A 24,933-nucleotide genomic window follows, 5' to 3' on the forward strand; every position below is an offset into this window, starting at 1 on the left:
TGGCGCAACCCGGCGGGGTGCAACCATGCGCAACAGCCGGGCAGGTCACGCCGATGTGTGCGGTGCATCACATCAGCCCGCGCGGGTTGAAACGGAAGGTGGAGGCGTTCACCGCCGCGATCTTGTCGCGCGAGATCGGAAGCGAGGCGCAGCGGGCATCGAGCAGGGCGCGGCGCGCCGCCTCGTACACGGCGCGGGCGCGCGGGTCACTCGGCTCCGCGCCGGCGGCGAAGGCACGCCGGATCACGCCGCTCCCGTCCACCTCTACGCGCAGCGTCACCGTGATCCCCTCGATCCCAGGCGTGCCACGGTCCACGGACCAGCAGTCGCTGATGCGCTCGGCGATGCCGCGGATCTCGCCCTGTGTCAGCGTGGCCGTGCCGGTCGGGGCGCCGCCGCCGGCCGCGGGCGATCCTGCCACGGGATTGGGGCGGCCTCGGGGCGGCTGGTTCTGCGCCTGCTGGGCGCGCAGGCGTTCGAGCGTGCTCTGGACGCTGTCGCTGTGCTCCGGCGAGGGCCGCGGGGGCGGCGGGGTGCGGCCGGTGCCGGGCTGATTCGTCGCCTGCTGGGCCGGCGGCACGGGGCGTTGGTCCGGAACCGGGTTGGGGCGCGGCGGCGCGGGCGGGGGCGGCGGGGCCGCGGCCTGCTGGCGGGGCGGTGTGGGCGTCGGCGGGGGCGGCGTCGCGGCCTGCTGGCGGGGCGGGGTCGGGGCCGGCGGCGTGGGAGTGGGCGGCGCGGGCGCGGCCTGGCGGATCGCGTCGGGTGCGGGCGGCGCGGGAGGCGGCGGCAGCGGCAGCGGCGGGGCGGGCTGCGGCGGCGCGGCCTGGGCCTGCGGCGCGGGCGGCTGCGGGGCCGGGCTCGGCGGGGTGGGCGGGGTCGGCTGCGGCGGCGTCGGGCTGGGCGGCGCCGGCGGGGGCGGCGCGGCGGGCGCGGGCGGCGGAGGCGGCGGCAAGGGCTCGGGCGGCGCGTTGCGCGGCGGCTCCGGCGGCGGCGGGGTGGGGTTCGGCGTCGGCGGTGTGGGCGTGGGCGCCGGCGGCGCCGGCGTGGGCAGCGGCTGCGGGGCCTGGGCGAGTTGCGGCGCCGCGGCCGTGACGATCTCGACCGGCACGGCCTCCAGCGGCTCCGGCAGCTCGCGGCCGGGCATCTGGAACAGCAGCGCGAGGAAGACAAGCGCGTGCACGCCCAGCGAGGCCAGCGCCCAGGGGCGCAGGCTGCCGGGCCGCAGGTCACGGCGGCCAGAGGGGTCGGTGCGGGCCGCCACGGGACTTACCTCGCCGGCGGGCGCGCCGCCGGGGCCGCGTTGGACGCCTGGGGGCGGCCGGCGGCGCCGCGCGCGGGCGGGGTCGCGGGACGTCCGGCCGGCTGCTCGGCCAGCAGCGCCACGCGGGAGAAGCCGGCGGAGGAGATGGTGCCCATCACCTCCATCACGCGGCCGTAGTTGATGCTGCGGTCGCCGCGCACGAAGATCCGGCGCTCCGGCTGGCCGGCGGGCTGGTTCTGCAGGATGGCCTGAAGCTGGGCGACGAGGTTCTCGATCGGGACCTCGGTCTCCTGGAGGTAGATCTTGCCTTCCGGGTTCACGCTGATGGTCAGCGGCTCCTGCTCCTGGTTCAGGGCCGCGGCCTGGGTGCGGGGCAGGTCCACGGGCACGCCGACCGTCATGAGCGGCGCCGCGACCATGAAGATGATGAGCAGCACGAGCATCACGTCCACGAGGGGCGTGACATTGATCTCGGCCATCGGGCGGTAGCGGCCGCGGCCGCTCCCGCCACCGCGGTTGAGGGAGACGGCCATGTCAGACCCGCTCCGGCTCGCGCGCGGAGGGGGCCGGGGGAGCGGCGGGCGGGGCCTCGTCCGCCTGGCGGGACAGGATGGCGCCAAACTCGGTCGCGAACGCCTCCAGGCGCGCGGCGTAGCGGGAGAGATCGGTGTTGATCTTGTTGTAGGCGAGCACGGCCGGGATGGCGGCGACGAGGCCGATGGCGGTCGCGAAGAGCGCCTCCGCGATGCCGGGCGCGACGACGGCGAGATTCGTGTTCTGCATCCCCGCGATGGCCGAGAAGGAGTTCATGATGCCCCAGACCGTGCCAAAGAGGCCGACGAAGGGACCGACCGAGCCGACCGAGGCGAGGAAGGTCATCCAGCGCTCCAGGCCTTCCATCTCCCGCGTGGCGGTGACGCCCATGGCGCGCTCCGCGCGCTCCCGCATGTTCGTCAGCGCCCGGGCGCCGGCCGCGCCCATGTCGGCGCTGCGCTGCCATTCCCGCATCCCGGCACCGAAGACAGCGGCCATGGGATGGGTGGGGCGCTCGCCCTCCGTGCGATGAAGGTCCTCCAGGTTGCCGCCGGACCAGAAGCGGTCCTCGAAGGCGTCGGCGGCCCGGTTCACGCGGCGCACGGCCGCGACCTTCTGGAACACGATCGCCCAGACCCAGACGCTGGCGAGCAGCAGGCCAAGCATCACGGCCTTCACCACCCAGTCCGCCTGCAGGAACAGGCCCCAGAGCGAGAGGTCGTGCCCGGCCGCGGCCAGGTTCTGTGCGGTCACACCACCCACGGGCGGTCTCCTTCGTTCCCCATGCGCCGGGTCGTGGTCCCCCCGCGCCGAAAGAGCCTGGCCGATCACCAAGCCCAAAAGAGGGCAGCCACGGACCTCCCCCGCCCGAGGCCCCCTACCCTTCCCCGGCCCCGGATGTCACCCCGGGACCCTCATGCCTGCCCGGCGTTCCCGCCGGGTCAGTGTCCTGTCCCATCCTCCGGCACCGGCCGCAGGGCGGAGCGCCAGGGCTCCGGCAGCGGCACCGGGCGGAGCGTGTCCGCGGACACGCAGACCAGCCCCACCTTCAGACGCGCCAGGACCGCGCCGTCCGCAGCCACGACGTCCTGTGCCACCTCCAGGGAGGCGGCACCCGCCTTAACGATGCGGCTTTCCACCGTGACGAGGTCGTCCAGCCGAGCCGGGCGGATGTAGGCCACCTCCAGCCTTCGGACGACAAGCAACGAATGGTGACGCTCCATCATAAGATTGTGGGGTAAACCCATGTCGCGCAAGGACTCTGTTCGCGCCCGTTCCGCCCAACGCAGGTAATTGGCGTGATAGGCCACCCCGCCGGCGTCGGTGTCCTCGAAGTAGATGCGGAGGGGATAGCGATGAACGCCCCCGGCATGGGGCCTGGGCACGAGGTCGATCGGGGCGGTCACGCCAGGGGGTCGTCCAGCAGGTCCGGCTGGCCGGCGAGGGCGTTTCTGGGTGGGGTCATGCCGAGATGCTTCCAGCCGGGCATACCCAGGACGCGGCCGCGCTGGGTGCGGAGGATCAGGCCCTCCTGGATGAGATAGGGCTCGATCACCTCCTCCAGCGTGTCGCGGCTCTCGGCAAGGGCGGCAGCCAGCGTCTCCACGCCCACCGGGCCGCCGCCGTGGTGGTCGGCCAGGCGGCGGAGGTAGCGGCGGTCCATGGCATCAAGGCCGAGGCTGTCCACCTCCAGGCGCTTCAGGGCGGCATCGGCCAGGGCCCGGTCTGCGGGCTTTCCGGCGACGGCGGCGAAGTCGCGGATGCGGCGGAGCAGGCGGCCGGCGATGCGGGGGGTGCCGCGGGCGCGGGTCGCGATCTCCCGCGCGCCGTCCGGGGTCAGCACGAAGCCGAGCTTCTCGGCGCCCCGGGCGACGATCCGCTGCAGCTCCTCCGGCGTATAGAATTGCAGGCGCAGCGGGATGCCGAAGCGGTCGCGCAGTGGCGTGGCCAGCAGGCCGGCGCGCGTCGTGGCGCCCACGAGGGTGAAGGGTGGCAGGTCGATCCGGACGGTCCGGGCCGCCGGGCCCTCGCCGATGATGAGGTCGAGCTGGAAATCCTCCATCGCCGGATAGAGGGTCTCCTCGATGGCCGGCTGGAGACGGTGGATCTCGTCCACGAAGAGCACGTCACGCGGTTGGAGGTTCGTCAGAATGGCCGCGAGGTCGCCGGCCCTTTGCAGCACCGGGCCGGAGGTCGCGCGGAAGCCGACACCGAGCTCGCGTGCCACGATCTGGGCGAGGGTCGTCTTGCCGAGGCCGGGCGGCCCGAACAACAGCACGTGGTCCAGCGCGTCCCCCCGGGCGCGGGTGGCCTGGATGAAGACGGAGAGGTTCTGGCGCAGCGCCTCCTGGCCCGTGAAGTCGTCCAGGGTCTGCGGGCGCAGCGTGGCCTCGGCCGCGTCCTCCTCCTGGCGGGTGCCGGAGGCAAGGCGGGCCAGCGGTTCGATGGGTGGCATCGGCGGAATATAGGGTGAACGGCGGCGGGCGTCGCCCTCGCAGCCGGCGCGCCCCGGTCAGTCCGGCAGGCCGAGCGCCGCCAGGGTGAGCGGCCCGACCACCCCGTCCGGATCCAGCCCCTTCATCGCCTGGAACTGCTGCACCGCGATCTGCGTGGCCTGCCCGAACTCGCCATCCGCCACGGCCAGAAGGCCGAGCCCCGCGAGCGCCTGCTGGACCGCTTTCACCTTCTCGCCGTGCGAGCCGATGCGGAGCATGCCCTTGATCGGGGAATCCGGCTCCGGCGCGCCCGAAGCCGCGGCATAGGCCGCCGCGAGCTTCACGTCATAGGCGTTCGCGGCAAAGCCCGGCCCGTTGTAGCGGCGGGCGAAACCCGCCCAATCCTTCGCCCGAAGCAGCGGGGTCATGCCCTCTTTCGTGATGAAGGATGCGAAGGCTTCCAGGTGCCGCGCCTCGCTCTCGTGCATCGCGGTCACGAAGGACTCGACGTCGGGAAAGCCGCAATTGCGGTGATTCGAGCCCAGGATCTGCAACAATCCCCAAGACGCACTCGACAGCGCCGCCCGACGGTCCAGCGCGCTGGCGAGGTCGAGCCGCGCGTATTCTGCGGCTCCGAGCTTGTACAGGGCACGGTTCCAGACGGGGGAGGAGATCGAGGGGTGCGAGGCGGTGAAGCGGCCGCCGGTGGCCTGGTGGAACAGGTGCGCCTCGAACAGGATCCGGGGCCGGCCGCTGCCGTCGCTCAGAAAGCCGCCGCTGCGGCCCGTTTCCAAGGTCAGCACGGCCTTCACCAGCGCGGGCTCAAGCCCGATGCTCTGGGCCGTTCGCTCGATGTCCTCCGGCGTCAGCCTCGCCGCCTTCGGTCGCGCGGCGGGAGCTGGCGCTGCGGCCGGCGCAGCCGCTGAAGGAGGCGCGGCGGGTGCGGGGGCAGCGACCGCGGCGGACGGCTCCGCCTGCGGCGTGGTGGGCGGCGGTGCAACCACCACGCTGACGCCGGGCCGGTTAGCACGGGCCTGCTGGAGAGAGGCCTCATTCAGGGTGTCAGCCGTCGCATCCGGCCCGGACGGGCTCGCGACGGCCGTCGAGGGTCCGGTCACGATGACGCTGCCGCCCGCGGCCGCATTGCCGGCCGGCCTTACGGGCTGGTTGATCGTCACCGGGTCCGTCGAGGCGATGGCAACGGCCGGGGCGGCGGCGGGCTGCGGCGGCGCGGGCGGCGGAGGGGCCGCCGCCCGTGCCAGCGTCGTGTTGGCGAGGTCCCGGAACGCATCGCCGCTGCGCTTGCTGCCGGCCGACGATCCCAGCCAGTAGTTGCAGACCTGCCCGAATGCGATGACCAGCGCCCCAAAGAGGGTGTTGATCAGGGCTGCCTGCATGTCGTCGAGCTGGCGGTCGAGGCGGAAAAGCAGCACCACGCAGAAGAAAAATCCGACGGTGATGATCCCGGAGACGAGCGTCGGTGCCCACGCGATGCTGCTACCCGCTTGCGCCAGGCTGGTCGTCTGCGCGCGCGCGTTGGCGACATCCGAGAGCTGTGCGCGAAACATCTCCAGCTCAGCCTGGCGTTGCGCGGCCTCCTGCTCGGCGGCGATCCGCGCGAGCTGAACGCGCAGCTCCGCGGCCTTCGTCGGGTCGGCCAGCACGGCCCGGGCTGCCTCCGGGTTGTCGGTTCCCGTGACGCTGCGGACGACGTCCGTCACCTGCGTCGCAACGGTGCCGGCCCGCGCGCCGCCAAGCCATCGGGCGATCTCCGGCACGAGTGAGAGGGCCAGCGGAATCAGCGCGCCCATGGCCGTTCCCCTTTCGCTGCGAAAAGGGAAACAGTTTCGCTCCGGAGTTGCAACAAGAAGCCGGCTTCTCGCGCCTAGGTCGTTCCGCCCGGTGCAAACCGCGCTCCGCGACGGGCGGCGTACCGAGCCGGAGAGCGGGCCGGCGGACGAGAGCCGATCAGCAGGCCCGGCGTGGTTGACGCGCTCTCCGCCCGACGGGCGTCAGGCGCCGATGCGATGCGAAATGCGGCCGCCGGTCCCTGCCGCGTCAGCACCGAGAACGGCGAGCGCGAGGCGGCTCATCGCGGCGCCATCTCCTTGAGGCTCTCCCGGATCAGCGTCGAAAGGTCGGCCCCTTCCCCCAGCCGGTCCTGAACCTTGGCCACCACGGACGCGGCCTCCGGGCGCTTCCAGCCGAGGTTCAGCAGGGCGGAGACGGCGTCGGCGGCGGCGCCCTTCGGCGTGGGGGCGGCGGGGATGGCGACGGTCGTGTCGCCGACGGGCATTCCGCCGACCTTGTCCCGCAATTCGGAGAGGAGGCGCACGGCGAGCTTCGGGCCGACGCCGGCCGCCCGGGTGAGGCTGCCGCGGTCGCCCGACACGATGGCGGCGGCGAGGTCTCCCGGCGACAGCGCGGAGAGCAGGCCGAGCGCGACCTTCGGGCCGACGCCCTGGATGCCGGTGAGCAGGCGGAACCAGTCGCGCTCCGCCGCGTCGGCGAAGCCGTAGAGGGTGATCGCGTCCTCCCGCACCACGGTCTCGATCCAGAGGGTGCCGGGGGCGCCCTGGGGCAGAGCGGCGACAGCGCGGGAGGAGGCGGAGACGAGATAGCCGACGCCGTTCACGTCGAGGATACAGCCGCCCTCGTGCACGGAATCCAGGCGGCCGGTGAGCTTGCCGATCATGCCGGCACGTAGCCCTTGGCAAGGGCGCGGTGCGTGGCGCGGTGGTGGGCGTGGCAGATCGCCACGGCCAGCGCGTCGGCGGCGTCGGCGCGGCGGATGACGGCGCCGGGGAGGAGGCGGCGAACCATGTCCTGCACCTGCACCTTGTCCGCGTGCCCCGTGCCGACGACGGCGCGCTTCACCTCCATCGCCTGGTATTCCGCGACGACGAGGCCGAGCAGGGCCGGCGCCAGCAGCACCACCCCGCGGGCCTGGCCAAGCTTCAGCGCGGCCCCGGGGTTCTTGTTGACGTAGGTGTGCTCCACGGCCGCCTCATGCGGCCGGTGGCGTTCGAGCAGTTCCGTCAGGGCGCGGTGGATCTGGCAGAGGCGCTCGGCGAGGGGCAGGTCGGCCTCCGTGCTGACGACGCCGTCCGCGACGTGGCGCAGCCGGGAACCGTGGCTCTCGATCAGGCCCCAGCCCGTGTGCTGGAGCCCGGGATCAAGGCCGAGGAGGAGGACGGGGCCCGGGGACATGGGCGAGAGGCTTAGCGCGGCGGGGGCGGGAACGGATAGGGCACGGAGGACACGCACGCCGCTTGCATGGCGCGGCTTGCATGGCGGCGGGCCGGCGCGGCAGGGTTCCCGCAGGGGATGGAGGACTGGCGATGAGGGCTTCACGCAACCGGTGGGGCGCGGCGATCGCCTGTCTGGGTGCGCTGCTGGCGGGGCCGGCTGCCGCACAGCCGGCGCCGCGGGACACGCTGCGGGTCGTGCTGGTGAATGATCTCGCCAGCCTCGACCCCGTGGTGTCCACGGCCGCTTTCGTCCGGAACCACGGGTTCATGGTCTACGACCAGCTCATGGCCCTCGACTCGCAGGGGAATGCGCGGCCGCAGATGGTGGAGCGGCACGAGACCTCGGCGGACGGGACGGTGCACCGCTTCACGCTGCGGGAGGGGCTGGCCTTCCATGACGGGACGCCGGTGCGGGCGGCGGACGCGGTGCAGTCCATCCGGCGCTGGGCGGAGCGGGACGTGGTGGGGCGCGCCCTCGCCGCCGCCACCGGCGCCATGGAGGTGGTCGATGACAAGACCTTCGAGATCCGGCTGAACCGGCCCTTCGCCCTGGTGGCGGAGGCGCTCGCGCGCCCGACGGCGAGCGCACTCTTCGTGATGCCGGAGCGAATCGCCTCCACCCCCGCGACGACGCAGATCACGGAGGCGACGGGCAGCGGGCCCTTCATCTTCGACCGGGCGGCGTGGCAGCCGGGAAATCGGGCGGTGTACCGGCGCAATCCGAACTACCGTCCCCGGAGCGAGGCGCCGGACGGGCTGGCGGGCGGCAAGGTCGTGCGGATCGAGCGGCTGGAATGGCTCTCCCTGCCCGATCCGGCGACGGCGGCGGCGGCGCTCTCGACCGGGGAGATCGACTTCTGGGAGCAGCCGGCGGGCGACATGCTGCCGCGCCTCGCGCGCGACCGGAACATCCGGCTGATGCCGATCAACACGGCGGGGTCGGTGGTGTGGCTGCGGATCAACCACCTGCACCCGCCCTTCAACGACCCGCGCGCAAGGCAGGCGGTGCTGCGGGCGATCAGCCAGCCGGATAACCTGGCCGCCGCGGGCGTGCGGGAGGAGGACCGGGTGGCGTTCTGCGCCGCCTACTTCCTTTGCGGAACGCCGCTGGAGAGCCGTGCCGGAAGCGAGGGGCTGGAGCGGCCCGACCCCGAGCGGGCGCGGGCGCTGCTGCGGGAGTCCGGCTATGACGGGCGCCGTGTCGTCTTCCTGAATGCGACGGACAGCACGATCAACAACGCCGTCACGCTGGTCATGGCCGACGCGCTGCGGCGGATCGGGATGAACGTGGACACGCCGTCCATGGACTGGGCGACGGTGACGCAGCGCCGCGCGCGGCGCGAGCCTCCCTCGGCCAATGGCTGGGACATGTTCGTCACGGTCGCGAATGTGCTCGACGCGCAGAACCCGCTCACGAACCTCTACCTCGCGGCGCCGTGCGAGGGCGGGTTGCCGGGCTGGCCCTGCGACCAGCAGTTGGAAGCGCTGCGCCGGTCCTGGTGGGAGGAGCCGGACGTGGCGCGGCGGCGCGCGATCCTCGACCAGGTGCAGGCGCGGGCGCTGGAAGTGCTGCCCTACATCAATGCCGGGCAGTTCCGCACTCCGGCAGCCTTCCGCACGAATGTGGAGGGCATCCGGCCCACCACCATCCCCGTGTTCTGGGGCGTGGAGAAGCGCTGATCTTCGGGGCTGCGGCGGCTAAGCCGCCGCGCCCTCCATCACCTCGTCGGGCATGTCGTAATTCGCATAGACCTCCTGGACGTCGTCGTGATCGTCCAGGGCCTCGACCAGCTTCAGCACGGTGCGGGCCGTGTCGCCGTCTACGGGGACAGAGGCGTTGGGGCGCCACTCCAGCTTCGCGCTCTCGGCCGGGCCGAGCTTCGCCTCCAGCGCGTCGCGGACGGTGAAGAGGTCCTCGATGGCGGTGCGGATGGCGTGGCCGTCCTCGTCGCTCTCGACGTCGCTCGCGCCGGCCTCGATCGCGGCCTCCAGCACGGTGTCGGCGTCGCCGGCCGTCATGGGATAGCGGACCACGCCCTCCCGCGCGAACTGGAAGGAGACCGAGTTCGACTCGCCGAGCGCGCCGCCGTTCTTCGAGAAGATGGAACGGAGGTCGGACGCGGTGCGGTTGCGGTTGTCGGTCAGCGCCTCGACGATCACGGCGACGCCGCCGGGCGCGTAGCCCTCGTAGCGGACCTCGTCGTAATTGTCGGTGTCGGCCCCCTGGGCGACGCGCTTGATCGCGCGCTCCACCGTGTCGCGCGGCATGTTGGCGACCAGGGCGGCCTTCACGGCGGCGCGCAGGCGGGGATTGTGGGCCGGGTCCGGCATGCCGGTCTTGGCGGCGACCGTGACCTCCCGGATGAGCTTGCCCCAGGCCTGGGAGCGCTTCGCGCTCTGCGCGGCCTTGCGGTGGGCGATGTTCTTGGCGTGGCTGTGGCCGGCCATCGGCGTCCTGATCCCGGATCAAAGGGCTGGGGCCGCCTACCGGGACCCGCCCCCTCCCCTCCCAGGGGCAGGACCGGCCCGCGCGGCGGCGGATGGGGGGCGCTTATAGCGGTGGCACCCCCGAAGCGCCAACCGGGGCGCTTTTCCCGCTTCTGTTGCGGTGCACCGGCGGAATAGGGTGCGGTCCATGGACGCCAACCACGCCCCCGATCCCTATGCCGTCACCTCGCTTGAGGCGCTGGCCGCCCTCTACCCGACGCCGTCGGAGCGGGTGATGACGAAGTCCACCGACCGGATCGACGCGAAGAGCGCGGCGTTCATCGCCGCCTCCCCCTTCTTCACCCTCTCGACGGTCGGGGCGCGAGGGGTCCATTGCACGCCGCGCGGGGATGCGCCGGGTTTCGTGGCCCTCCTGGACGAGCGCACGCTGGCGCTGCCGGACCGGCGGGGGAACAATCGGCTGGACGCGCTGCGGGACGTGCTGGATGACCCGCGGGTGGCGCTGCTCTTCCTCGTGCCCGGCATGAACGAGACGCTCCGGGTCCACGGTCTGGCGCAGATCACCACGGACCCGGTGCTGCGGGAGAGGCTGGCCATGGGCCGGGCCCTGCCGGCGACGGTGATGCTGGTCTCGGTGACGGAGGTCTTCATGCAGTGCCCGCGGGCCCTGCTGCGGGCCGAGGTCTGGAAGGGCCAGGAGAAGCCGGCGGGCGTGCCGACCGGTGGCGAGCTGATCCACGCCCACACGGACGGGAAGATCGACCGGGACGGCTACGACAACGAGGTCGCGCCGGCCTGCGCCGCCAACCTCTACTGACGTGCCGGATCTTCGGGTCAGCCATCGCCTGACCGTCCCGGAGGAGGCGCTGGAGGAGAGCTTCGTCGCCGCCTCCGGCCCCGGCGGGCAGAACGTGAACAAGGTCGCGACCGCGGTGCAGCTCCGCTTCGATCCGGCGCGCGTGCCGGGGCTGAGCGAGGCGGTGCTCGGGCGGCTGCGGCGGCTCGCCGGGCGGCGGATGACGTCGGAGGGCGTGCTGCTGCTGGTGTCCCGGGAGCACCGGACGCAGGAGCGGAACCGGGAGGCGGCGCGGGAGCGGCTGGCCGGTCTTCTGCGGGAGGCGCTCGTGGCACCCGTGGTGCGCCGCCCGACGCGTCCCACGAGGGCGAGCAAGGAGCGGCGGCTGGAGGCGAAGAGCGTCCGGTCCGGGATCAAGCAGCGGCGCGGCCGGGTCCGGGACGACTAGGCGCCCCAAGGCCACGCCGCGACGGCCGGAGAGGCCTTCACATGAACGCGAGGTAATGGCATCCACCCCGCCGCTTCATCGGGGGATGATCGGATGGCTGGGCACGGGCATGTGGACGGGCATGGTGGGAACAAGGGGGTCGCGCTGCTGATCGCGGTGCTCGCGCTGTTCCTGGCGCTCGCCGAGACCGGCGCGAAGAGCGCGCAGACCGAGGCGCTGAACCGCAATATCGAGGCGGCGAACCTCTGGGCCTTCTTCCAGGCCCGCACCATCCGCCAGACGAACGTCCGCACCGCGGCGGAAGAGGCGGCGCTCGGCATGGCCGGGGCGGACGAGGCGCGCCGGGCCGCCACGGAGCGGCAGATCGCCGCCTGGCGCTCGACGGCCGACCGCTGGGAGAGCGAGCCCGCCACCGGCGAGGGACGGCGGGAGCTGTCCGCCCGGGCGCGCGCGGCCGAGGCGGTGCGGGACCGGAAGATGTCGGCCTACCACATGTACGAGTACGGCTCGGCGGCCTTCCAGGTGGCGATCGTCGTCGCCTCGGCCTCGATCGTGACGGGCGTGCCGCTGCTGGCGGTGGGCGGGGCGCTCCTCGGCGTCATCGGGCTGGCGCTGAGCGGGCTGGGCTTTTTCGCGCCGGAACTGATCCACCTCTGACCTGCATCCGGGAGACTTCACCTCCCGGCCCCTCCACCGGGGGGCAGGCGTGCCCCCCGGACCCTGCGATCGGAGGAGCGTGCCCGCGCCTCAGCTTGGGAGAGCCTGGGACAGTCGGCCGCCCACCCGGACCGGCGCGATCGCGGTGGCGAGACCGGTCGCGTCGTCGGTTTGCACCAGCACGCCGCAGATCGTGGCTTCCCCTTCGGCCGGGGCGAGGCGCTCGGACGGGACCTTGCGCCAGAAGCGGATGGACGCGCCGCCCTTCTGCATGCCGATGACGCTGTCGTAGTCCCCGCACATGCCGGCATCGCTGATGAAGGCGGTGCCGCCCTCCAGCACCTGGTGGTCGGCGGTCGGCACGTGGGTGTGGGTGCCGGCGACCAGCGAGACGCGGCCGTCGAAGGAGTGGGCGAAGCCCTGCTTCTCGCTCGTGGCCTCCCCGTGGATGTCCACGACGATCGCCTGGACGGAGCCGGAGGCGCCGAGCGTGTGGCGGGCGAGCTCGGCCTGCGCGGCACGGAAGGGGTCGTCCAGCGGCTCCATGAAGAGCCGCGCCATGACCTGCAGCACGAGGGCGCGGCGGCCGCCGGGCAGGTCCACCACCGTCGCGCCGCGGCCCGGGGTGCCGGGCGGGTAGTTCATCGGGCGGATGAGGCGGGGCTCGCCCTCGATGTAGGGGACGATCTCCTTCCGGTCCCAGGCGTGGTTGCCGAGCGTCAGCACGTCCGCGCCCGCTTCCAGGAAGGCACGGGCCATGTCGGGGGCCAGGCCGAAGCCGTGCGACGCGTTCTCCGCGTTCAGGACGACGAGGTCGGCGGCGAGGTCGCGGCGCAACCCGGGCAGGCGGGCGACGATGGCGTCGCGGCCGGCACGGCCGACCACGTCGCCGAGGAAGAGGATCTTCAAGCGGAGGCAGCTTTCGGGAAGCGGATCACGCCCGCTTCCGTCGCCACCGCGTCCAGCGGGGCGTCGTGCGGGCCGGCGGGGACGGCGTCCAGTTCCTGGCACGCGAAGGCGACGCCGATCCGGCCGGCCTGGGGCAGTGCCGACAGGGTGCGGTCATAATAGCCGCCCCCGTAGCCCAGGCGGCGTCCGGTGCGGTCGAAGGCGAGGAGGGGGACGAGCAGCCAGTCCGGCGTGACCGGCGGGGCCTCGGGCGCGGGCTGGGAGGTGCCGAAGGGACCGCGGACGAGCGGGTCGCCGAAGGTCCAGTGGTGGAAGGCGAGCGGGGCGCCGCGCTTCGGCGTGCGCGGCAGACAGAGGGGGTGACCGCGCTCGGCCAGGGCGCGCAGCAGGGGGCGGATGTCGATCTCCTCGCCCATGGGCCAGAAGCCGGCGACGCGGGCGCCGGCGGGCGGCGGGGCGTGGCGCAGCACATGGGCGGCCAGCGACTCGGCCGCGCCATCCCGCGCGGCGGCGGCGCGGCGGGCGAGCGCGACGCCGCGCGCGGCAGCCTTCGCCTCGTGCAGCAGCACGTCGCAGAAGGGATCGGAGGAAAAGTGCGGAGCCGCCATGACCGCTGGCGATCGTCCTCCCAAGGCCTGCTAATGCAGGTGGGCGCCAGATACCCGGACCAGGGCCCGGGCAGAGCCAGCTCCCGGAGGATGCTTATTGGCCCTGGGGATGATGTGCCTGGCGCGATAGGCAGCCCCGCCCGACCTATCTAGGGCGTCGGGGCCCCCGGCGCCAGGGTGGACTCAGGACTTCTCGAGGTTGGAGGCGATTCCCTCGATGCGCTCGGCGACGCGGGAGAGGGTCTCGGCCAGCCGCGGGTCGACCGGCACGCGGGATTGCGGAGGGATGATGCCGGCACGGGCCTGGGCCAGTTCGACCTTCAGGTCGTGAACCTCGTCCGCGAGGAGAAGCGCCGCGAGAAGGAGAAGGCGGGATTCGCCGTACTGCGCCCCCATGGTCTTCACCGAGGCGACGCGGCGGTCCACCTCGCCCGCCAGGGTGACGAGATGCGCCTCCTGCCCGTCCTCGCAGGAGACGGGATGGCTGTAGCCGCCGACGCGGACCGTGACCTGACCCAAAGCTCAGCCCTCCTGAGGCGCGACCGCCGGCAACGGGATCACGCCCCTCTTTCCTCGGCGTCCTCGTCGGGGAGTTCGTCCTCCCCCTCCCCCAGCGCGAGCCGGAGGCGGGCGAGGGTTTCGTCCAGGCGGCGCGACAGGGCGGCAACCTGCTCCGGCGGAACGCCGGCCGCGCGTGGTCGCGCCGCAGCGACCGCCAGACGCTCCACCGCCGCTTCCAGCCTTGCCGCCGCCTCTGCCAGGCTCACCGCCATGCCGATCCCCAAGGATGTGCCCGGAAGCACGCAACCGTGAGGGTTTTTGGCCGCGCAAGCCACGGGGGTCAACCATGAGCCGGCCGGCGGTACGGTTCCATTCCGCGGAGGAGGTCGCGGCGGCGCTCTCCCTGACCGGGCCGGGGGGCGTGACGCTGCTCTCGGCGCCGGGCGCGGCGGCTTGGCCGGGGGCGCGGGTCGTGGCGGCCATGGTGGCACGCGGCGCGGCAGGCTGGCCGGGCGTGCCGCACGAGGCGGTGCTGGACTGCGGGTCGGCGCCCGGTCTGGCGCTGGACGCGATCCGGCAGGGATGGCGCCGCGTGATCCTCGATCCCGCCCTGCCCGCCTTCGACCAGGTCGCGGCCGCCGGGGCGACGGTCGGCGCAGTCGTCCTGGGACAGGTACCGGTCGCCCTGGAGCTACGGCGGATCGACCTGCGGCGGCCCGGTGGAAAGGCGCTTCTCGCGCGCTGGCTGGCCGGGAAAGGGGTCTCGCTCGCGTGACAGGCGCGGCGTGGCAGGGTAGTCACCGCGCCATCCGAATCACGCGCCGAGAGGGGGAACCCGCCCATGCAGCTGACGCCGAAGGTCAAGGAAATCCTGGGCTGGTACGAGAGCGACAACCCCGGCACGAAGGCCAACCTCGCCCGCATCCTGATGGAGGGCCAGCTGGGCGGCACGGGGCGCATGGTGATCCTGCCGGTGGACCAGGGCTTCGAGCACGGCCCGGCCCGCTCCTTCGCGCCGAACCCCGCGGCCTATGACCCGCGCTACCACTTCGAGCTGGCGGTCGAGGCGGGGCTGAACGCCTATGCCGCGCCGCTCGGCATGATCGAGGCCGGCGCCGCCACCTATGCCGGCGCGATCCCGACCATCCTGAAGGTGAACTCCTCCAACTCGCTCTCCACCACCAAGGACCAGGCGGTGACGGGGTCAGTGTCGGACGCGCTGCGGCTGGGCTGCTCGGCCATCGGGTTCACGATCTATCCGGGCTCCGAGTACCAGTTCGAGATGATGGAGGAGCTGCGGGAGCTGGCCGAGGAGGCGAAGGCGGCCGGTCTCGCCGTCGTCGTCTGGTCCTATCCGCGCGGGCCGATGCTGGACAAGGTGGGCGAGACCGCGCTCGACATCTGCGCCTACGCCGCGCACATGGCCGCGCTGATGGGCGCGCACATCATCAAGGTGAAGCCGCCGACCGAGGCGATCTCCCTCGACGCCGCGAAGAAGACCTATGAGAAGGCGCCGGTGCCGGACATCGCGACGCTGGCCGGCCGCATCAAGCATGTGGTGCAGGCCTGCTTCGGCGGTCGTCGCCTTGTCGTGTTCTCGGGCGGCGAGGCCGGGACGAACGACGCGATGATGGACATGGCGCGCGGCATCCATCAGGGCGGCGGCAACGGCTCCATCATCGGGCGCAACACCTTCCAGCGCCCGAAGGCGGACGCGCTGAAGCTGCTGTCCGACATCATCAGCGTCTACAAGGCGTGAGACGGGCGGCCGGGGGGCGCTGTTCCCCCGGCCGCTTCCCTTCCTGTCCGGCTCCGCCAAGGACGGTCCGTGGCGTGGGCAGTGGGTTCCTATTCCGCCGGCGTATGCGGGCGGTAGGAACCGAAGTACCAGAGATGGTCCTCGGGATCGCGCGCGGCGTAACCGCGGCCACCGTAGGATTCGTCGCGTGGTTCCTGCGTGATGCGGGCCCCGGCGGCGCGCGCCCGTGTGCAATGGGCGTCCACGTCATTCACCACCAGATAATTCGTCTGCGTGTAGCCGCCGGCCTCGGCCACGGTGCGCCAATCCGGATCATCGGCCTTGGTCGAGCCGAGCATGACCATGCCGTTGCCGAAGGACAGCTCGGCGTGCTCGATACGCCCGCCCTCCCCGGCGTAGACGGCGTGCTCCGCGAAGCCGAATGCGTCCTTCAGGAAGGCAATGGCCGCCGCGGCGTCGCGGTAGCGCAGGCAGGGGATGATCGTCGGTGTCTGGCTCATCGGATCGTGGCGCTCCGCCGGAAGGGTGCCGACTCTACCTTGTGACGCCGCCGCGGATCGAGTTGCCGGTCTTCGCGGACGACCTCGCGCGCGCGCTGGACGCGGGGGACGTCGCCTGCGTCCAGCTTCGGCTGAAGGACCTGCCGCGCGATGACGTCAGGCGCGCGGTCGAGGCGCTGCGGCCTGTCGCCCAGTCCCGCGGCGTGGCCTTCCTGCTGAACGACGACGCGGAACTCGCGGCGCAAACGGGGTGCGACGGCGCGCATCTCGGTCAGGAGGACGGGGACCACGCGGCGGCGCGGGCGCTGCTGCGGGAGGGGATGCTGGGCATCACCTGCCATTCCAGCCGGCACCTCGCGATGGAGGCGGGCGAGCTGGGCGCGGATTACGTGGCCTTCGGTGCCTTCTTCCCGACCGGCACGAAGGACGTCGTGCACCACGCGGAGCCGGAGATCCTGGAGTGGTGGTCGTCGCTCTTCGAGATCCCCTGCGTGGCCATCGGGGGGATCACCGCTGCCAATTGCGCGCCGCTGGTGCGGGCGGGCGCAGATTTTCTGGCGGTGGTCGGCGCGGTGTGGGGACATCCGGAAGGTCCGGATGCCGGCGTGCGCGCGATGAACGCGGCCATCGCGGCCGCGTCCTGATCGACATGGCACCCGGCCTGGCCGACGCCAGGCCGGGACCGATGCGGAGCCGCTACCGTGCCGGGATCACGGACGGCGTCGGCTGCGGCGCGGGGGCCGGGGCGCCGGGCACACCCTGCAGGATCACCGCGCCACCGTTATGTGCGGCGTCGGATCCGGGCGTGGGGCCGCGGTCGAGCGGCGGGCCGGGCGAGACGCGGGACGGGGCGTGCGTCCCGTCCGCCCGCGTTCCGGGCTCGTTGAGGGAGGACGGCGTCTGCGCCACGGCGGCGCCGGCGAGGGCGACGAGCGTGGCAGCGAGAAGGGTCGTGCGCATGGAGGCCGTTCCCCGATCAGCGCGTGTAGATCACGCCGCCGCGGGCGGCCCGCGGGTCGGTCGGCTGCGGCATCGGGGCCGGGGCGCCCGGCGGGCCCTCGAGCACCAGGCCGCCGCCCATGTAGGCGCGGTTGGCGTCCGGGCTCATCGGCCCCCGGTCCACCGGAGCGCCGGGGGAGCGGCCGGTGCGGCTGTAGCCGCGATCGGGCTTGCCGTAACCGTAGCCATAGCCCTGGGCGAAGGCCGGTGCCGCGACCAGGGCGGCCATGGCGGCGATAAGAGCGATCTTGCGCATGGAGGGGTCCTCTTGCGACGTGCAGCCGGCCAACGCGGGCGGGACCGGGGGGTTGCCGGCGCGTCCGGCCCCCTTTCCTTCCGCGGAACGGGACGGCTCGGCGGCCGGCGTCGCGTGGGGACGGGAACCTGATGGACGAGATTACCTTCCTCACGGCGCTGCACCGGCCCGGTACGATCGTGGATGTCGGCGCCCATGAGGGGCTGCTGACGCTTCCGCTCGCCGCCCTGCCCCGCGCGGAGGTGATCGCCTTCGAGCCGTTGCCGGAGGCGCGGGCCACGCTGGAGCGGGCCGCGGCGGGGCTCGCGAACGTGACGATCCGGGCGGAGGCGCTGGGCGATGCGGCGGGGCGCCTCGCGCTCTCGGTCCCCCTGTTGGACGGGGTGCCGCAATGGCAGTGGGCGAGCACGGCGAAAGGCTATGCCGCGCACGAGGGCGGGCGCGTGACGGTGCGGCGGTTAGAGGTCCCGGTGCTGCGGCTGGACGACGTGGCACCGCGGGGCGTCACGGCGATCAAGCTGGACGCGGAAGGGGCGGAATACGCCGTGCTGCGCGGCGCCCGGGAGATCCTGCGGCGCGACCGGCCGATCCTGACCTTGGAGCTGGAGGAACGTCACGCCGAGGGCTGCACCTGGGCGGTGCCGGCCTTCCTGGACGCGCTGGGCTACGAGGTGGCCTTCGAGCTCCAAGGACGCTGGCACGCGATGGCGGCGCTGGACCGTCCGACGATGCAGCGCGCCTCCCCGGACCCGAGCGTGTTCGAGGCGTCGGACCCCTACGTCTTCAACTTCTACGCCTGGCCGGCGGAGCGGGACGCCGAGGCGCGGGCACTACTGAAGGGGTAAGGCCCCGCCGCGCGGGCGGTGGGGCCGGTGCCCTCAGGCCGTAGGCGCGGAGCCCCCGGCCGCGAGACGGGCGGCCTCGGCGGCCTGGTCGTCCAGCGAGCGGCGCAGGCCCGGGTCGAGTCCGAGATGGTGCGCCAGGGCATCGAGATAGGCGCGCTCGGCCGCGGTGTCGGGCTCCGCGACGAGGCGGGAGGCGAGGTAGAGCTTCGTCTTCTGCGCCTCGGTCCGGGCGCCGGCCGCGATGGCGATCGGATCCGCGGGGCCTTCCAGCGCCTGAAAGACGAAGGACTTCGCCTCGGGATCGAGGTTCAGGCGCTCCACCTCCTGGAAGATTCGGTCGCGCTCCTCCTGATCCAGATGCCCGTCCGCCTTGGCGGCCGCGACCATCGCCCGGACGAGGGTGAGCGCGAAGGGATGGCCGTCCAGATCGGGCGACTCGTCGTCGGCGAAGGCGGCCTCCGCCGCGGCGGCGTTGGCCGGGCTGGGGGCGGGGCTGGAGGCCGGGCGGGCGTAGCCGGTCGGGTTCTGCCAGGCGCTCTGGGCCTGCGGGGTCGCGGCCGGGGTGGCGGAGGGCTGGGCCGACTGGCCCTGTTGCCACTGCGTGTAGGCCCGGTGCGCCAGCATCCCGAGCACGGCCAGTCCGCCCATGCGGAGGAGCCCGCCGCCGGCTCCGCTGCGCCGCCCACCCAGGAGGGAGCCGAGCAACCCGCCCGCCGCCGCGCTGCCGACCGCGCCGCCCAGCGGCGGACGCAGGCCCCCCAGGAGTCCGCCGAGGCCCCCACTCATTCCCCCGCCACCGCCCCGCAGCAGGCCGCCGAGCATGTCCTGCAGGGAGCCCCCTGACGAGGCGCCCCAGGGCGAGGCCCCGGGCGCGCTGCCGCGCGGGGCGTTGCCGCCCAGGAATCCTTCCAGCAGCCGTTTGGTATCGAACATCTGGGCCTCCCCGGTTCAGCCCGCTTCAACGCGGCAGGGGTGGGATCGCTGCGCCCGGATCAGGTGAAGGGCCAGGCTCCGAGCCACCGGACGGAATCGATGTCCGGCACGCCGGCCGCGAGCATGGCGAGCCGGTCGAAGCCGAGCGCGATGCCGGAGGTCGCGGGCAGCCCGTGCTCGAGGGCGGCGAGAAAGTCCTCGTCCAACGCCCAGGCGGTCCCCTCCCCGTCGCCGTAGAGGCGTCGGCGTTCGGCCACGTCGCGCACGAAGCGCGTGCGCTGCTCGTCGGGGTCGGTCAACTCGTCGAAGGCGTTGCCGAGCTCAAGGCCGGCCGCGAAGACCTCGAAGCGCAGCGCAGCGCGGGGATCGGCGGGGTCGCGGCGCGCCAGCGCGGCCTGCGGGGCGGGCCAGTGGGTGAGGAAGCTGCCCCGGCCGCGACCGAGATGCGGCTCCACGTGTTCGAGCATCAGGTGAAAGAAGAGGTCCTCCCAGCCGAGGCCTATGGGGGCCTCGAGGCCGGCCGCGCGGGCGGCGGCGTGCAGGGCGGCGGCGTCGCCCTCGGCGGTTTCGGGAGCGACGGTGGAGAGGATGTCGAGGCCGTTGGCGTGGCGGCAGAAGGCTTCCGCGACCGGGATGCGCTCGAAGGGGAGCGTCAGGTCGGTCTCCACGCCCGCATGGGCCACGCGCGGCGGAAGCGTCGCGCGGAGGAATTCCTCGACCGCGTCGATGAGGGCCGGGAGGCCGGCGCCGGGGAGGTAGACCTCCAGCATCGTGAATTCGGGCGCGTGGCGGGTGGAGACCTCGCCGTTGCGCCAGACGCGTGCGAGTTCAAAGCAGGCACCGCAGCCGGCCACGAGAAGGCGCTTGATGGCGAGCTCGGGGGATGTGCGAAGCCAGAGCCCCCTCCCCTCTCCGCGGCCGAGATGCGGGGTGAAGCGGGTGGGGAAGCCGTGCAGGTGGACCTCCATCCCCGGAACGGGGACGAGGGCGGGGGTTTCGACCTCTGTGCAGCCGCGCGCCTCCCAGAAGGCGCGGGTCGCGCGGGTGAGGTCGGCGCGGCGGCGCAACGCCGGAAGGCGGTCCGCGAGGGATGCGGGGTGCCAGGGGATCGGGCGGGAAGGCAGGGAGGGGTCCTCGGCGGGATGCCGCGCATCTTCGTCCAACGCGTGCCGTCCGGCCACGGGGACGGGCGCTGGACCGGTGCGATGGACGGCACGGCCCCTCAACGGTATGGCACGACCATGATCCGCTTTCGCACCAACCTGTCCCTCGCATGCCTCGGTCTGCTCGCGCTGCTCAGCGCCTGTGCCGCGCCGCCGGATGCGATCACGGCCGCCCAGAGCCCGGTGCAGTCCATGGAGGCGCTTCCGAGGGAGATGGCCGGATTCCGCCGGGAAGGCTTCGTCGTGGACTACGCGCGGCAGGTCGGGAACCCGGGGCTGGGTGCGAGCGCCCGCTACGTTCCCATGAGCGGCGAGCGGGTGATCGCGACGGTCTACATCTATGACCGCGGCGTCAGGCGGTCCCCGGAGGGCGGCAGCAGCCCGGATGTGGATGCGGAGCTGCGTTCCACGCTGGGCGAGGTGCAAGCTCTGGTCCAGCTCGGGCGCTACCGGTCCTTCGCGCCCGAGCTCGCCATGTCCATGAGCGGCCCCGGTGGCGGGACGGATCTGCGGTGCCGGAACTTCCGCCTCGGGCTCGGCGACGGCGTGATCACCGGCGACAGCGTCTGCGTGACGATCCAGGGGGGCGCCTTCGTGAAGGTGCGGGTGAGTTCCTTCCAGAGGCAGGAGCCGACGGCCGCGGGACTGATGGCGGCCTCCCTTCTCTCCGCGGTCGTCCAGGCCCGCGCGCCGGTCCGCTGACGGCGACGGTTGCCCCGCTCCTCCGGCGGGGCTACCAGCCCCGGTCCATGCCCGACGGCTCCCTTCCCCTCCGATCCCTGCGCAGCGCGGGCGACCTTGCCGCGACGGGACTGATCCCGGTCGACGCGGTCCCTGTCATCCAGGCGGTGGCGGCGCGCTACGCCGTCTCCCTCACGCCGCATGTCGCCTCGCTGATCGATGCGGCCGATCCGGCGGACCCGATCGCGGCGCAGTACGTCCCGCACCGGGCGGAGCTGGATACCTCCTCCCAGGAACTGAGCGACCCGATCGCCGACGGGGCCCATTCCCCGGTGAAGGGGGTCGTCCACCGCTATCCCGACCGGGCGTTGCTGAAGCCGCTGCTCGCCTGCCCCGTCTATTGCCGCTTCTGCTTCCGGCGGGAGCAGGTGGGGCCTTCGGGCGGGGTGCTGTCCGAGGCGGAGCTGGACGCGGCGCTCGACTGGTTCGCGGCCGCGCCGGGGGTGCAGGAGGCGATCCTGACGGGCGGCGACCCGCTGATGCTCTCCCCGCGCCGGCTGGCGCGGATCGTGGGGCGGCTGTCCGCGATGCCGCATATCCGCATCATCCGCCTTCATTCCCGCGTGCCGGTGGCCGATCCGGGGCGGGTGACGGACGTGATGGCGGAGGCGCTGGAGACAGAGACGGCGCTCTTCCTCTGCGTCCACGCGAACCATGCGCGGGAATTCGCGGAGCCTGCGCGGGCGGCGCTGCGGCGGCTGAACCGGGCGGGCGTGGCGCTGCTCGGCCAGTCGGTGCTGCTTCGCGGGGTGAACGACACGGCGGAGGCGCTGGAGGCCCTGTTCCGGGCGATGCTCGCCGCGCGGGTGAAGCCCTATTACCTGCACCAGCTCGACCGGGCGCCGGGAACGGCGCGGTTCGAGGTGCCCATCGCCGAGGGCCGCGCGCTGCTGGAGTCTCTGCGCGGGCGGGTCACCGGGCTGGCCTGGCCGACCTACGCGCTGGATCTGCCGGAGGGCCAGGGCAAGGCGCCGATCGGGCCGGATTTCGCCACGCGCGGGGATGGCGGCTGGCAGGTGCGCGGGCCGCTCGGCGGAGGTCACTGGCAGGCCGACTGAGCCGGAGGCCGCGACGTCCGGCCTCCCCTATCCCCGGTCGGTGCGGTGGGCGAAACTTCCCGCAAAGACCGGTTCCGAGAGGGAACCGGAGGGAGGCGTTCCGATGAGCACCATCACCCGCCGCGCGCTGGGCGCGGCCGGCCTCGCGGTCCTGGCCGCGCCGGCGCTCGGCCAGGGCGCCTACCCCACCCGCCCCGTGACGATGGTCATCCCCTTCGCCCCCGGCGGCCCGACCGACATCGTCGGGCGGCTGCTGGCGGAGACGATGTCGCGGGACCTCGGCCAGCAGGTGGTGGTAGAGAACGTGACCGGCGCGGGCGGCACGCTCGGCGCGCAGCGCGTGGCGACGGCCCGGCCGGACGGGCACACCATCCTGCTGCACCACATCGGCATGGGGGTAATCCCCAGCATGTACCGGCGCCTCTCCTATGACCCGGTGAACGGCTTCGAGCCGATCGGGCTGGTGACCGAGGTGCAGATGACCCTTGTGGGCCGGCGGGAGCTGCCGGCGAACAACCTGACGGAGCTGGTCGCCTTCATGCGGGCGCAGGGGGACCGCTTCAACCTGGCGGATGCGGGGATCGGATCCTCCTCGGCGCTGTGCGGGGCGTTGCTGGCGCACGCGATCGGGGTGCGGCCGACCACGATCCCCTTCCGCGGCACGGGGCCGGCGATGCAGGAGATCCTCGGCGGGCGGGTGGACCTGCTGTGCGACCAGACGACGCAGACGACCGAGTACATCCGGGCCGGGCAGGTGAAGGTCTTCGCCACGCCGTCCCGCACCCGTATCGCCACGCTGCCGGACATCCCCACGACCGCGGAGGCCGGGTTGCCCGGTTTCGAGATCACCGTCTGGCACGGGCTCTACGCTCCCAAGGCCACGCCGCAGCCGATCATCGAGCGGCTCACCGCGTCGCTGCAGGCCTCGCTCCGCGATCCGCGGGTGATCGAGCGCTTCGCGGGCATCGGGACGGCTCCCGTGTCGCAGGATGAGGCGACGCCAGCGGCGCATCAGCGCTTCTGGACGGCGGACATCGCGAAGTGGCGGCCGGTGATCCAGGCGACAGGGCAGTACGCGGACTGACGCGGTTGAAGCGGCCCGCAGCAACGCTCTTGACGGCGCCTTTCCCACAAACTTATCCACAGGATTGGGCGCGGGATCCACGGGAGAATTCAATCGCTTGCAAATTCGTCCGGGAGTCGAGTCCGAGCTTTTCCCCCTAACCGGGCCGAACGTTTATCCACCGCTATGCTGCACCTGCGAAGGCGGTGTCCGGCGCGGTGGACAGCGGCACCCCCCGCGTGTAATGGCCGGCCCGATCTTTTTCCCACCGCAGACGACGACAGGACGCCCGACATGGCGAAGATGCAGGCCAACCAGATGCGCGCGGGCATGGTCATCGAGTTCGAGGGCGCCCGCTACACGATCCTGAAGCAGAACATCATGATCCCCGGCAAGGGCGCCGCGGTCATCCAGGTGGACATGCGGAACATCAAGACCGGCGCGAAGAAGGACCAGCGCTGGCGCACGGCCGACACCGTCGAGCGGCTGACGACCGAGGACAAGGAGTTCACCTTCTCCTACGCCGAGGGCGACCACCTCGTGCTGATGGATCCGGAGACCTTCGAGCAGACGACGGTGTCGAAGGACATCCTCGGCGACCGCCTGCCCTTCCTCGTCGAGAACATGACCGTCAACGTCCGCCTGATCGAGGGCGAGCCGGTCTCCATGGACCTGCCGGACACGGTCGTGCTGGAGGTGACGGAGGCCGATCCGGTGGTGAAGGGGCAGACCGCCTCCTCCTCCTACAAGCCCGCCGTGCTGTCGAACGGCGTGAAGACGATGGTGCCGCCCTTCATCACCGCCGGCGAGAAGATCGTCGTGCGGACGGAGGACGCCTCCTACCTCGAGCGCGCGAAGGGCTGATCCGATGTCGGGCGCGCAGCCCTCGGCGCGGCTGTCGCCGGCGCTGACCGTCGTGGTGAACGCCGCCCGCAAGGCCGGGCGGCGCCTGCTGCGCGACTTCGGGGAGGTGGAGAACCTCCAGGTCTCGTCCAAGGGGCCGGGCGATTTCGTCTCCCAGGCCGACCTGCGGGCGGAGGAGACGCTGCGCGAGGAGCTGCGCCGCGCCCGCCCGGGCTTCGCCTTCCTGATGGAAGAGAGCGGCGAGAGCCCGGAGACCGACTGGGAGTGGCGCTGGGTGGTGGACCCGCTGGACGGGACCACGAACTTCCTGCACGGCATCCCGCACTGGGCCATCTCCGTCGGCATCGAGAGGCGCACGGGCCCGACCACTTCCGAGATCATGGCGGGCGTGATCTACAACCCGGCCTCGGACGAGCTGTTCTGGGCGGAGAAGGGGCGCGGCGCCTTCCTGAACGACAAGCGGCTGCGCGTGTCGGGGCGGCGGGACATGAACGCGGCGCTCTTCGCGACCGGCATCCCCTTCGCGAAAGTGCGGCAGAGGGCCGAGTTCTCCACGACGCTCGCTCGGCTGATGCCGCAGGTCGCGGGCGTCAGGCGCTTCGGCTCGGCCGCGCTCGACCTCGCCTGGGTCGCGGCGGGCCGCTACGAAGGCTACTGGGAGCTGGGCCTGAACCGCTGGGACATGGCGGCCGGCATGATCATGGTGAAGGAAGCCGGCGGCTACGTGACCGCGCCGTCCGAGGACGGCGATCCCTATGCCAGCGGCGACGTGGTGGCGGGCAACCCGCATCTGCACGGCAAACTGCGCGAGGCGGTGGTCGAGGGGATCAGCTTCGTCGCCGGACGCCGCGCGGAGGCCGCCGCCGGTTCGGACGGCTGACGGCGGTGAAGCTTGCGTCCGCGC

General features: G+C 72.9%; 31 protein-coding genes and 1 other RNA gene. 13 read left to right on the forward strand and 19 right to left on the reverse strand.

The window, feature by feature from the left end; genetic code table 11:
- Positions 1-67: 67 nt before the first annotated feature.
- From ACP6CK_RS06845 to ruvC, 8 genes are all read right to left on the reverse strand, one after another.
- Positions 68-1,261, reverse strand: coding sequence for a hypothetical protein (locus tag ACP6CK_RS06845; protein ID WP_426958132.1), 1,194 nt, complete (start codon positions 1,259-1,261; stop codon positions 68-70).
- Positions 1,262-1,266: 5 nt separating this feature from the next.
- Positions 1,267-1,794 (reverse strand): protein TolR, encoded by a 528-nt coding sequence (gene tolR / locus ACP6CK_RS06850; RefSeq protein ID WP_426958133.1) that lies wholly within the window; start codon positions 1,792-1,794, stop codon positions 1,267-1,269.
- 1 nt (position 1,795) lies between these two features.
- Positions 1,796-2,557 (reverse strand): protein TolQ, encoded by a 762-nt coding sequence (gene tolQ / locus ACP6CK_RS06855; protein WP_426958134.1) that lies wholly within the window; start codon positions 2,555-2,557, stop codon positions 1,796-1,798.
- 179 nt (positions 2,558-2,736) lie between these two features.
- Positions 2,737-3,201: a YbgC/FadM family acyl-CoA thioesterase gene (locus ACP6CK_RS06860; protein ID WP_426958135.1), complete on the reverse strand. Its 465-nt coding sequence runs from the start codon at positions 3,199-3,201 to the stop codon at positions 2,737-2,739.
- Positions 3,198-4,250, reverse strand: coding sequence for a Holliday junction branch migration DNA helicase RuvB (ruvB, locus tag ACP6CK_RS06865; RefSeq protein WP_426958136.1), 1,053 nt, complete (start codon positions 4,248-4,250; stop codon positions 3,198-3,200). The genes ACP6CK_RS06860 and ruvB overlap by 4 nt, the downstream gene beginning before the upstream one ends.
- A gap of 57 nt (positions 4,251-4,307) precedes the next feature.
- The gene (locus ACP6CK_RS06870; RefSeq protein ID WP_426958137.1) at positions 4,308-6,041 is read right to left on the reverse strand and encodes an N-acetylmuramidase domain-containing protein; all 1,734 of its coding nucleotides are present in this window, start codon (positions 6,039-6,041) and stop codon (positions 4,308-4,310) included.
- A gap of 278 nt (positions 6,042-6,319) precedes the next feature.
- Entirely contained in the window at positions 6,320-6,925 is a 606-nt protein-coding gene (gene ruvA / locus ACP6CK_RS06875) for a Holliday junction branch migration protein RuvA (protein WP_426958138.1), read from the reverse strand.
- Positions 6,922-7,440 carry a crossover junction endodeoxyribonuclease RuvC gene (gene ruvC, locus ACP6CK_RS06880; RefSeq protein WP_426958139.1) on the reverse strand — a complete coding sequence of 173 codons (519 nt, stop codon included), beginning with the start codon at positions 7,438-7,440 and terminating at the stop codon, positions 6,922-6,924. The genes ruvA and ruvC overlap by 4 nt, the downstream gene beginning before the upstream one ends.
- Before the next feature lie 131 nt (positions 7,441-7,571).
- Here ruvC and ACP6CK_RS06885 point away from each other — a divergent pair, with 131 nt between their 5' ends.
- Positions 7,572-9,161, forward strand: a complete 1,590-nt coding sequence (locus ACP6CK_RS06885) for an ABC transporter substrate-binding protein (protein ID WP_426958140.1) — start codon at positions 7,572-7,574, stop codon at positions 9,159-9,161.
- A gap of 18 nt (positions 9,162-9,179) precedes the next feature.
- Here the strand turns inward: ACP6CK_RS06885 and ACP6CK_RS06890 are convergent, their stop codons facing one another.
- Positions 9,180-9,929, reverse strand: a complete 750-nt coding sequence (locus ACP6CK_RS06890) for a YebC/PmpR family DNA-binding transcriptional regulator (RefSeq protein WP_426958141.1) — start codon at positions 9,927-9,929, stop codon at positions 9,180-9,182.
- A 187-nt stretch (positions 9,930-10,116) separates the two neighbouring features.
- Here ACP6CK_RS06890 and ACP6CK_RS06895 point away from each other — a divergent pair, with 187 nt between their 5' ends.
- The 3 genes from ACP6CK_RS06895 (at position 10,117) to ACP6CK_RS06905 (ending at position 11,830) form a co-directional block, all read left to right on the forward strand.
- Positions 10,117-10,746: an MSMEG_1061 family FMN-dependent PPOX-type flavoprotein gene (locus ACP6CK_RS06895; RefSeq protein ID WP_426958142.1), complete on the forward strand. Its 630-nt coding sequence runs from the start codon at positions 10,117-10,119 to the stop codon at positions 10,744-10,746.
- A gap of 1 nt (position 10,747) precedes the next feature.
- The gene (gene arfB, locus ACP6CK_RS06900) at positions 10,748-11,173 is read left to right on the forward strand and encodes an alternative ribosome rescue aminoacyl-tRNA hydrolase ArfB (protein WP_426958143.1); all 426 of its coding nucleotides are present in this window, start codon (positions 10,748-10,750) and stop codon (positions 11,171-11,173) included.
- A 93-nt stretch (positions 11,174-11,266) separates the two neighbouring features.
- Positions 11,267-11,830 carry a DUF4337 family protein gene (locus ACP6CK_RS06905; RefSeq protein ID WP_426958144.1) on the forward strand — a complete coding sequence of 188 codons (564 nt, stop codon included), beginning with the start codon at positions 11,267-11,269 and terminating at the stop codon, positions 11,828-11,830.
- Between the two features lie 90 nt (positions 11,831-11,920).
- Here ACP6CK_RS06905 and ACP6CK_RS06910 read toward each other — a convergent pair whose 3' ends face one another.
- The 5 genes from ACP6CK_RS06910 to ACP6CK_RS06930 all read right to left on the reverse strand — a co-directional run bounded on the left by ACP6CK_RS06910 (position 11,921) and on the right by ACP6CK_RS06930 (position 14,120).
- The gene (locus ACP6CK_RS06910; protein WP_426958145.1) at positions 11,921-12,739 is read right to left on the reverse strand and encodes a TIGR00282 family metallophosphoesterase; all 819 of its coding nucleotides are present in this window, start codon (positions 12,737-12,739) and stop codon (positions 11,921-11,923) included.
- Positions 12,736-13,347 carry a 5-formyltetrahydrofolate cyclo-ligase gene (locus ACP6CK_RS06915; RefSeq protein ID WP_426958146.1) on the reverse strand — a complete coding sequence of 204 codons (612 nt, stop codon included), beginning with the start codon at positions 13,345-13,347 and terminating at the stop codon, positions 12,736-12,738. Before ACP6CK_RS06915 ends, ACP6CK_RS06910 begins: the two co-directional genes overlap by 4 nt.
- A non-coding RNA gene (gene ssrS / locus ACP6CK_RS06920) (6S RNA) lies at positions 13,334-13,487 on the reverse strand. Before ssrS ends, ACP6CK_RS06915 begins: the two co-directional genes overlap by 14 nt.
- Positions 13,488-13,530: 43 nt before the next feature.
- Positions 13,531-13,866 (reverse strand): cell division protein ZapA, encoded by a 336-nt coding sequence (locus ACP6CK_RS06925; RefSeq protein WP_426958147.1) that lies wholly within the window; start codon positions 13,864-13,866, stop codon positions 13,531-13,533.
- A gap of 38 nt (positions 13,867-13,904) precedes the next feature.
- The gene (locus ACP6CK_RS06930) at positions 13,905-14,120 is read right to left on the reverse strand and encodes a hypothetical protein (protein ID WP_426958148.1); all 216 of its coding nucleotides are present in this window, start codon (positions 14,118-14,120) and stop codon (positions 13,905-13,907) included.
- A gap of 74 nt (positions 14,121-14,194) precedes the next feature.
- Here ACP6CK_RS06930 and ACP6CK_RS06935 point away from each other — a divergent pair, with 74 nt between their 5' ends.
- Both ACP6CK_RS06935 and ACP6CK_RS06940 read left to right on the forward strand, forming a co-directional pair.
- Complete coding sequence (locus tag ACP6CK_RS06935) at positions 14,195-14,623, forward strand: hypothetical protein (protein WP_426958149.1); 429 nt, start codon at positions 14,195-14,197, stop codon at positions 14,621-14,623.
- A gap of 66 nt (positions 14,624-14,689) precedes the next feature.
- The gene (locus ACP6CK_RS06940; RefSeq protein WP_426958150.1) at positions 14,690-15,607 is read left to right on the forward strand and encodes a class I fructose-bisphosphate aldolase; all 918 of its coding nucleotides are present in this window, start codon (positions 14,690-14,692) and stop codon (positions 15,605-15,607) included.
- Between the two features lie 89 nt (positions 15,608-15,696).
- On the opposite strand, the gene ACP6CK_RS06945 is transcribed toward ACP6CK_RS06940, so the two are convergent.
- Positions 15,697-16,107: a VOC family protein gene (locus ACP6CK_RS06945; protein ID WP_426958151.1), complete on the reverse strand. Its 411-nt coding sequence runs from the start codon at positions 16,105-16,107 to the stop codon at positions 15,697-15,699.
- Between ACP6CK_RS06945 and thiE the strand changes: the two genes are divergently transcribed.
- The gene (gene thiE / locus ACP6CK_RS06950; RefSeq protein WP_426958152.1) at positions 16,095-16,751 is read left to right on the forward strand and encodes a thiamine phosphate synthase; all 657 of its coding nucleotides are present in this window, start codon (positions 16,095-16,097) and stop codon (positions 16,749-16,751) included. The two genes, ACP6CK_RS06945 and thiE, sit on opposite strands and share 13 nt — an antisense overlap.
- A gap of 52 nt (positions 16,752-16,803) precedes the next feature.
- Here the strand turns inward: thiE and ACP6CK_RS06955 are convergent, their stop codons facing one another.
- On the reverse strand, positions 16,804-17,067 hold the full coding sequence (locus tag ACP6CK_RS06955) for a hypothetical protein (RefSeq protein ID WP_426958153.1): 264 nt from the start codon (positions 17,065-17,067) through the stop codon (positions 16,804-16,806).
- A 16-nt stretch (positions 17,068-17,083) separates the two neighbouring features.
- The gene (locus tag ACP6CK_RS06960) at positions 17,084-17,362 is read right to left on the reverse strand and encodes a hypothetical protein (RefSeq protein ID WP_426958154.1); all 279 of its coding nucleotides are present in this window, start codon (positions 17,360-17,362) and stop codon (positions 17,084-17,086) included.
- 131 nt (positions 17,363-17,493) lie between these two features.
- Between ACP6CK_RS06960 and ACP6CK_RS06965 the strand changes: the two genes are divergently transcribed.
- Positions 17,494-18,207, forward strand: coding sequence for an FkbM family methyltransferase (locus ACP6CK_RS06965; RefSeq protein WP_426958155.1), 714 nt, complete (start codon positions 17,494-17,496; stop codon positions 18,205-18,207).
- Positions 18,208-18,240: 33 nt separating this feature from the next.
- On the opposite strand, the gene ACP6CK_RS06970 is transcribed toward ACP6CK_RS06965, so the two are convergent.
- Positions 18,241-19,140 (reverse strand): tellurite resistance TerB family protein, encoded by a 900-nt coding sequence (locus ACP6CK_RS06970; RefSeq protein WP_426958156.1) that lies wholly within the window; start codon positions 19,138-19,140, stop codon positions 18,241-18,243.
- A 59-nt stretch (positions 19,141-19,199) separates the two neighbouring features.
- Positions 19,200-20,303 carry an EF-P lysine aminoacylase EpmA gene (gene epmA, locus ACP6CK_RS06975; RefSeq protein ID WP_426958157.1) on the reverse strand — a complete coding sequence of 368 codons (1,104 nt, stop codon included), beginning with the start codon at positions 20,301-20,303 and terminating at the stop codon, positions 19,200-19,202.
- On the opposite strand from epmA, the gene ACP6CK_RS06980 reads away from it, so the two are divergent.
- From ACP6CK_RS06980 to ACP6CK_RS07000, 5 genes are all read left to right on the forward strand, one after another.
- Positions 20,283-21,005, forward strand: a complete 723-nt coding sequence (locus tag ACP6CK_RS06980; protein WP_426958158.1) for a hypothetical protein — start codon at positions 20,283-20,285, stop codon at positions 21,003-21,005. The genes epmA and ACP6CK_RS06980 overlap by 21 nt on opposite strands.
- Before the next feature lie 47 nt (positions 21,006-21,052).
- Entirely contained in the window at positions 21,053-22,102 is a 1,050-nt protein-coding gene (locus ACP6CK_RS06985) for a lysine-2,3-aminomutase-like protein (protein ID WP_426958159.1), read from the forward strand.
- Positions 22,103-22,205: 103 nt separating this feature from the next.
- A complete protein-coding gene (locus ACP6CK_RS06990; RefSeq protein WP_426958160.1) occupies positions 22,206-23,186 on the forward strand; it encodes a tripartite tricarboxylate transporter substrate-binding protein in 981 nt (326 codons plus the stop codon).
- A 273-nt stretch (positions 23,187-23,459) separates the two neighbouring features.
- Positions 23,460-24,029, forward strand: coding sequence for an elongation factor P (efp, locus tag ACP6CK_RS06995; RefSeq protein WP_426958161.1), 570 nt, complete (start codon positions 23,460-23,462; stop codon positions 24,027-24,029).
- Between the two features lie 4 nt (positions 24,030-24,033).
- Positions 24,034-24,909, forward strand: coding sequence for an inositol monophosphatase family protein (locus ACP6CK_RS07000; RefSeq protein ID WP_426958162.1), 876 nt, complete (start codon positions 24,034-24,036; stop codon positions 24,907-24,909).
- Positions 24,910-24,933 lie beyond the last annotated feature (24 nt).

Origin of the sequence: Muricoccus radiodurans (assembly GCF_050154705.1) — a bacterium.
Taxonomy (GTDB): Bacteria; Pseudomonadota; Alphaproteobacteria; order Acetobacterales; family Acetobacteraceae; genus Roseomonas; species Roseomonas radiodurans.

Bases quoted from the DNA above. Each gene is read 5' to 3' on its own strand.
- ACP6CK_RS06955 (WP_426958153.1), bottom strand. From the start codon at position 17,067: ATGCGCACGACCCTTCTCGCTGCCACGCTCGTCGCCCTCGCCGGCGCC.
- ACP6CK_RS06930 (WP_426958148.1), bottom strand. From the start codon at position 14,120: ATGGCGGTGAGCCTGGCAGAGGCGGCGGCAAGGCTGGAAGCGGCGGTG.
- ruvC (WP_426958139.1), bottom strand. From the start codon at position 7,440: ATGTCCCCGGGCCCCGTCCTCCTCCTCGGCCTTGATCCCGGGCTCCAG.
- ACP6CK_RS06935 (WP_426958149.1), top strand. From the start codon at position 14,195: ATGAGCCGGCCGGCGGTACGGTTCCATTCCGCGGAGGAGGTCGCGGCG.
- ACP6CK_RS06970 (WP_426958156.1), bottom strand. From the start codon at position 19,140: ATGTTCGATACCAAACGGCTGCTGGAAGGATTCCTGGGCGGCAACGCC.
- ACP6CK_RS06915 (WP_426958146.1), bottom strand. From the start codon at position 13,347: ATGGCGGCTCCGCACTTTTCCTCCGATCCCTTCTGCGACGTGCTGCTG.
- ruvB (WP_426958136.1), bottom strand. From the start codon at position 4,250: ATGCCACCCATCGAACCGCTGGCCCGCCTTGCCTCCGGCACCCGCCAG.
- efp (WP_426958161.1), top strand. From the start codon at position 23,460: ATGGCGAAGATGCAGGCCAACCAGATGCGCGCGGGCATGGTCATCGAG.
- ACP6CK_RS06980 (WP_426958158.1), top strand. From the start codon at position 20,283: ATGCCGCGCATCTTCGTCCAACGCGTGCCGTCCGGCCACGGGGACGGG.
- ruvA (WP_426958138.1), bottom strand. From the start codon at position 6,925: ATGATCGGCAAGCTCACCGGCCGCCTGGATTCCGTGCACGAGGGCGGC.
- ACP6CK_RS06870 (WP_426958137.1), bottom strand. From the start codon at position 6,041: ATGGGCGCGCTGATTCCGCTGGCCCTCTCACTCGTGCCGGAGATCGCC.
- ACP6CK_RS06905 (WP_426958144.1), top strand. From the start codon at position 11,267: ATGGCTGGGCACGGGCATGTGGACGGGCATGGTGGGAACAAGGGGGTC.
- ACP6CK_RS06990 (WP_426958160.1), top strand. From the start codon at position 22,206: ATGAGCACCATCACCCGCCGCGCGCTGGGCGCGGCCGGCCTCGCGGTC.
- ACP6CK_RS06890 (WP_426958141.1), bottom strand. From the start codon at position 9,929: ATGGCCGGCCACAGCCACGCCAAGAACATCGCCCACCGCAAGGCCGCG.
- ACP6CK_RS07000 (WP_426958162.1), top strand. From the start codon at position 24,034: ATGTCGGGCGCGCAGCCCTCGGCGCGGCTGTCGCCGGCGCTGACCGTC.
- ACP6CK_RS06945 (WP_426958151.1), bottom strand. From the start codon at position 16,107: ATGAGCCAGACACCGACGATCATCCCCTGCCTGCGCTACCGCGACGCC.
- ACP6CK_RS06885 (WP_426958140.1), top strand. From the start codon at position 7,572: ATGAGGGCTTCACGCAACCGGTGGGGCGCGGCGATCGCCTGTCTGGGT.
- ACP6CK_RS06895 (WP_426958142.1), top strand. From the start codon at position 10,117: ATGGACGCCAACCACGCCCCCGATCCCTATGCCGTCACCTCGCTTGAG.
- ACP6CK_RS06940 (WP_426958150.1), top strand. From the start codon at position 14,690: ATGCAGCTGACGCCGAAGGTCAAGGAAATCCTGGGCTGGTACGAGAGC.
- tolR (WP_426958133.1), bottom strand. From the start codon at position 1,794: ATGGCCGTCTCCCTCAACCGCGGTGGCGGGAGCGGCCGCGGCCGCTAC.
- ACP6CK_RS06960 (WP_426958154.1), bottom strand. From the start codon at position 17,362: ATGCGCAAGATCGCTCTTATCGCCGCCATGGCCGCCCTGGTCGCGGCA.
- ACP6CK_RS06965 (WP_426958155.1), top strand. From the start codon at position 17,494: ATGGACGAGATTACCTTCCTCACGGCGCTGCACCGGCCCGGTACGATC.
- ACP6CK_RS06985 (WP_426958159.1), top strand. From the start codon at position 21,053: ATGCCCGACGGCTCCCTTCCCCTCCGATCCCTGCGCAGCGCGGGCGAC.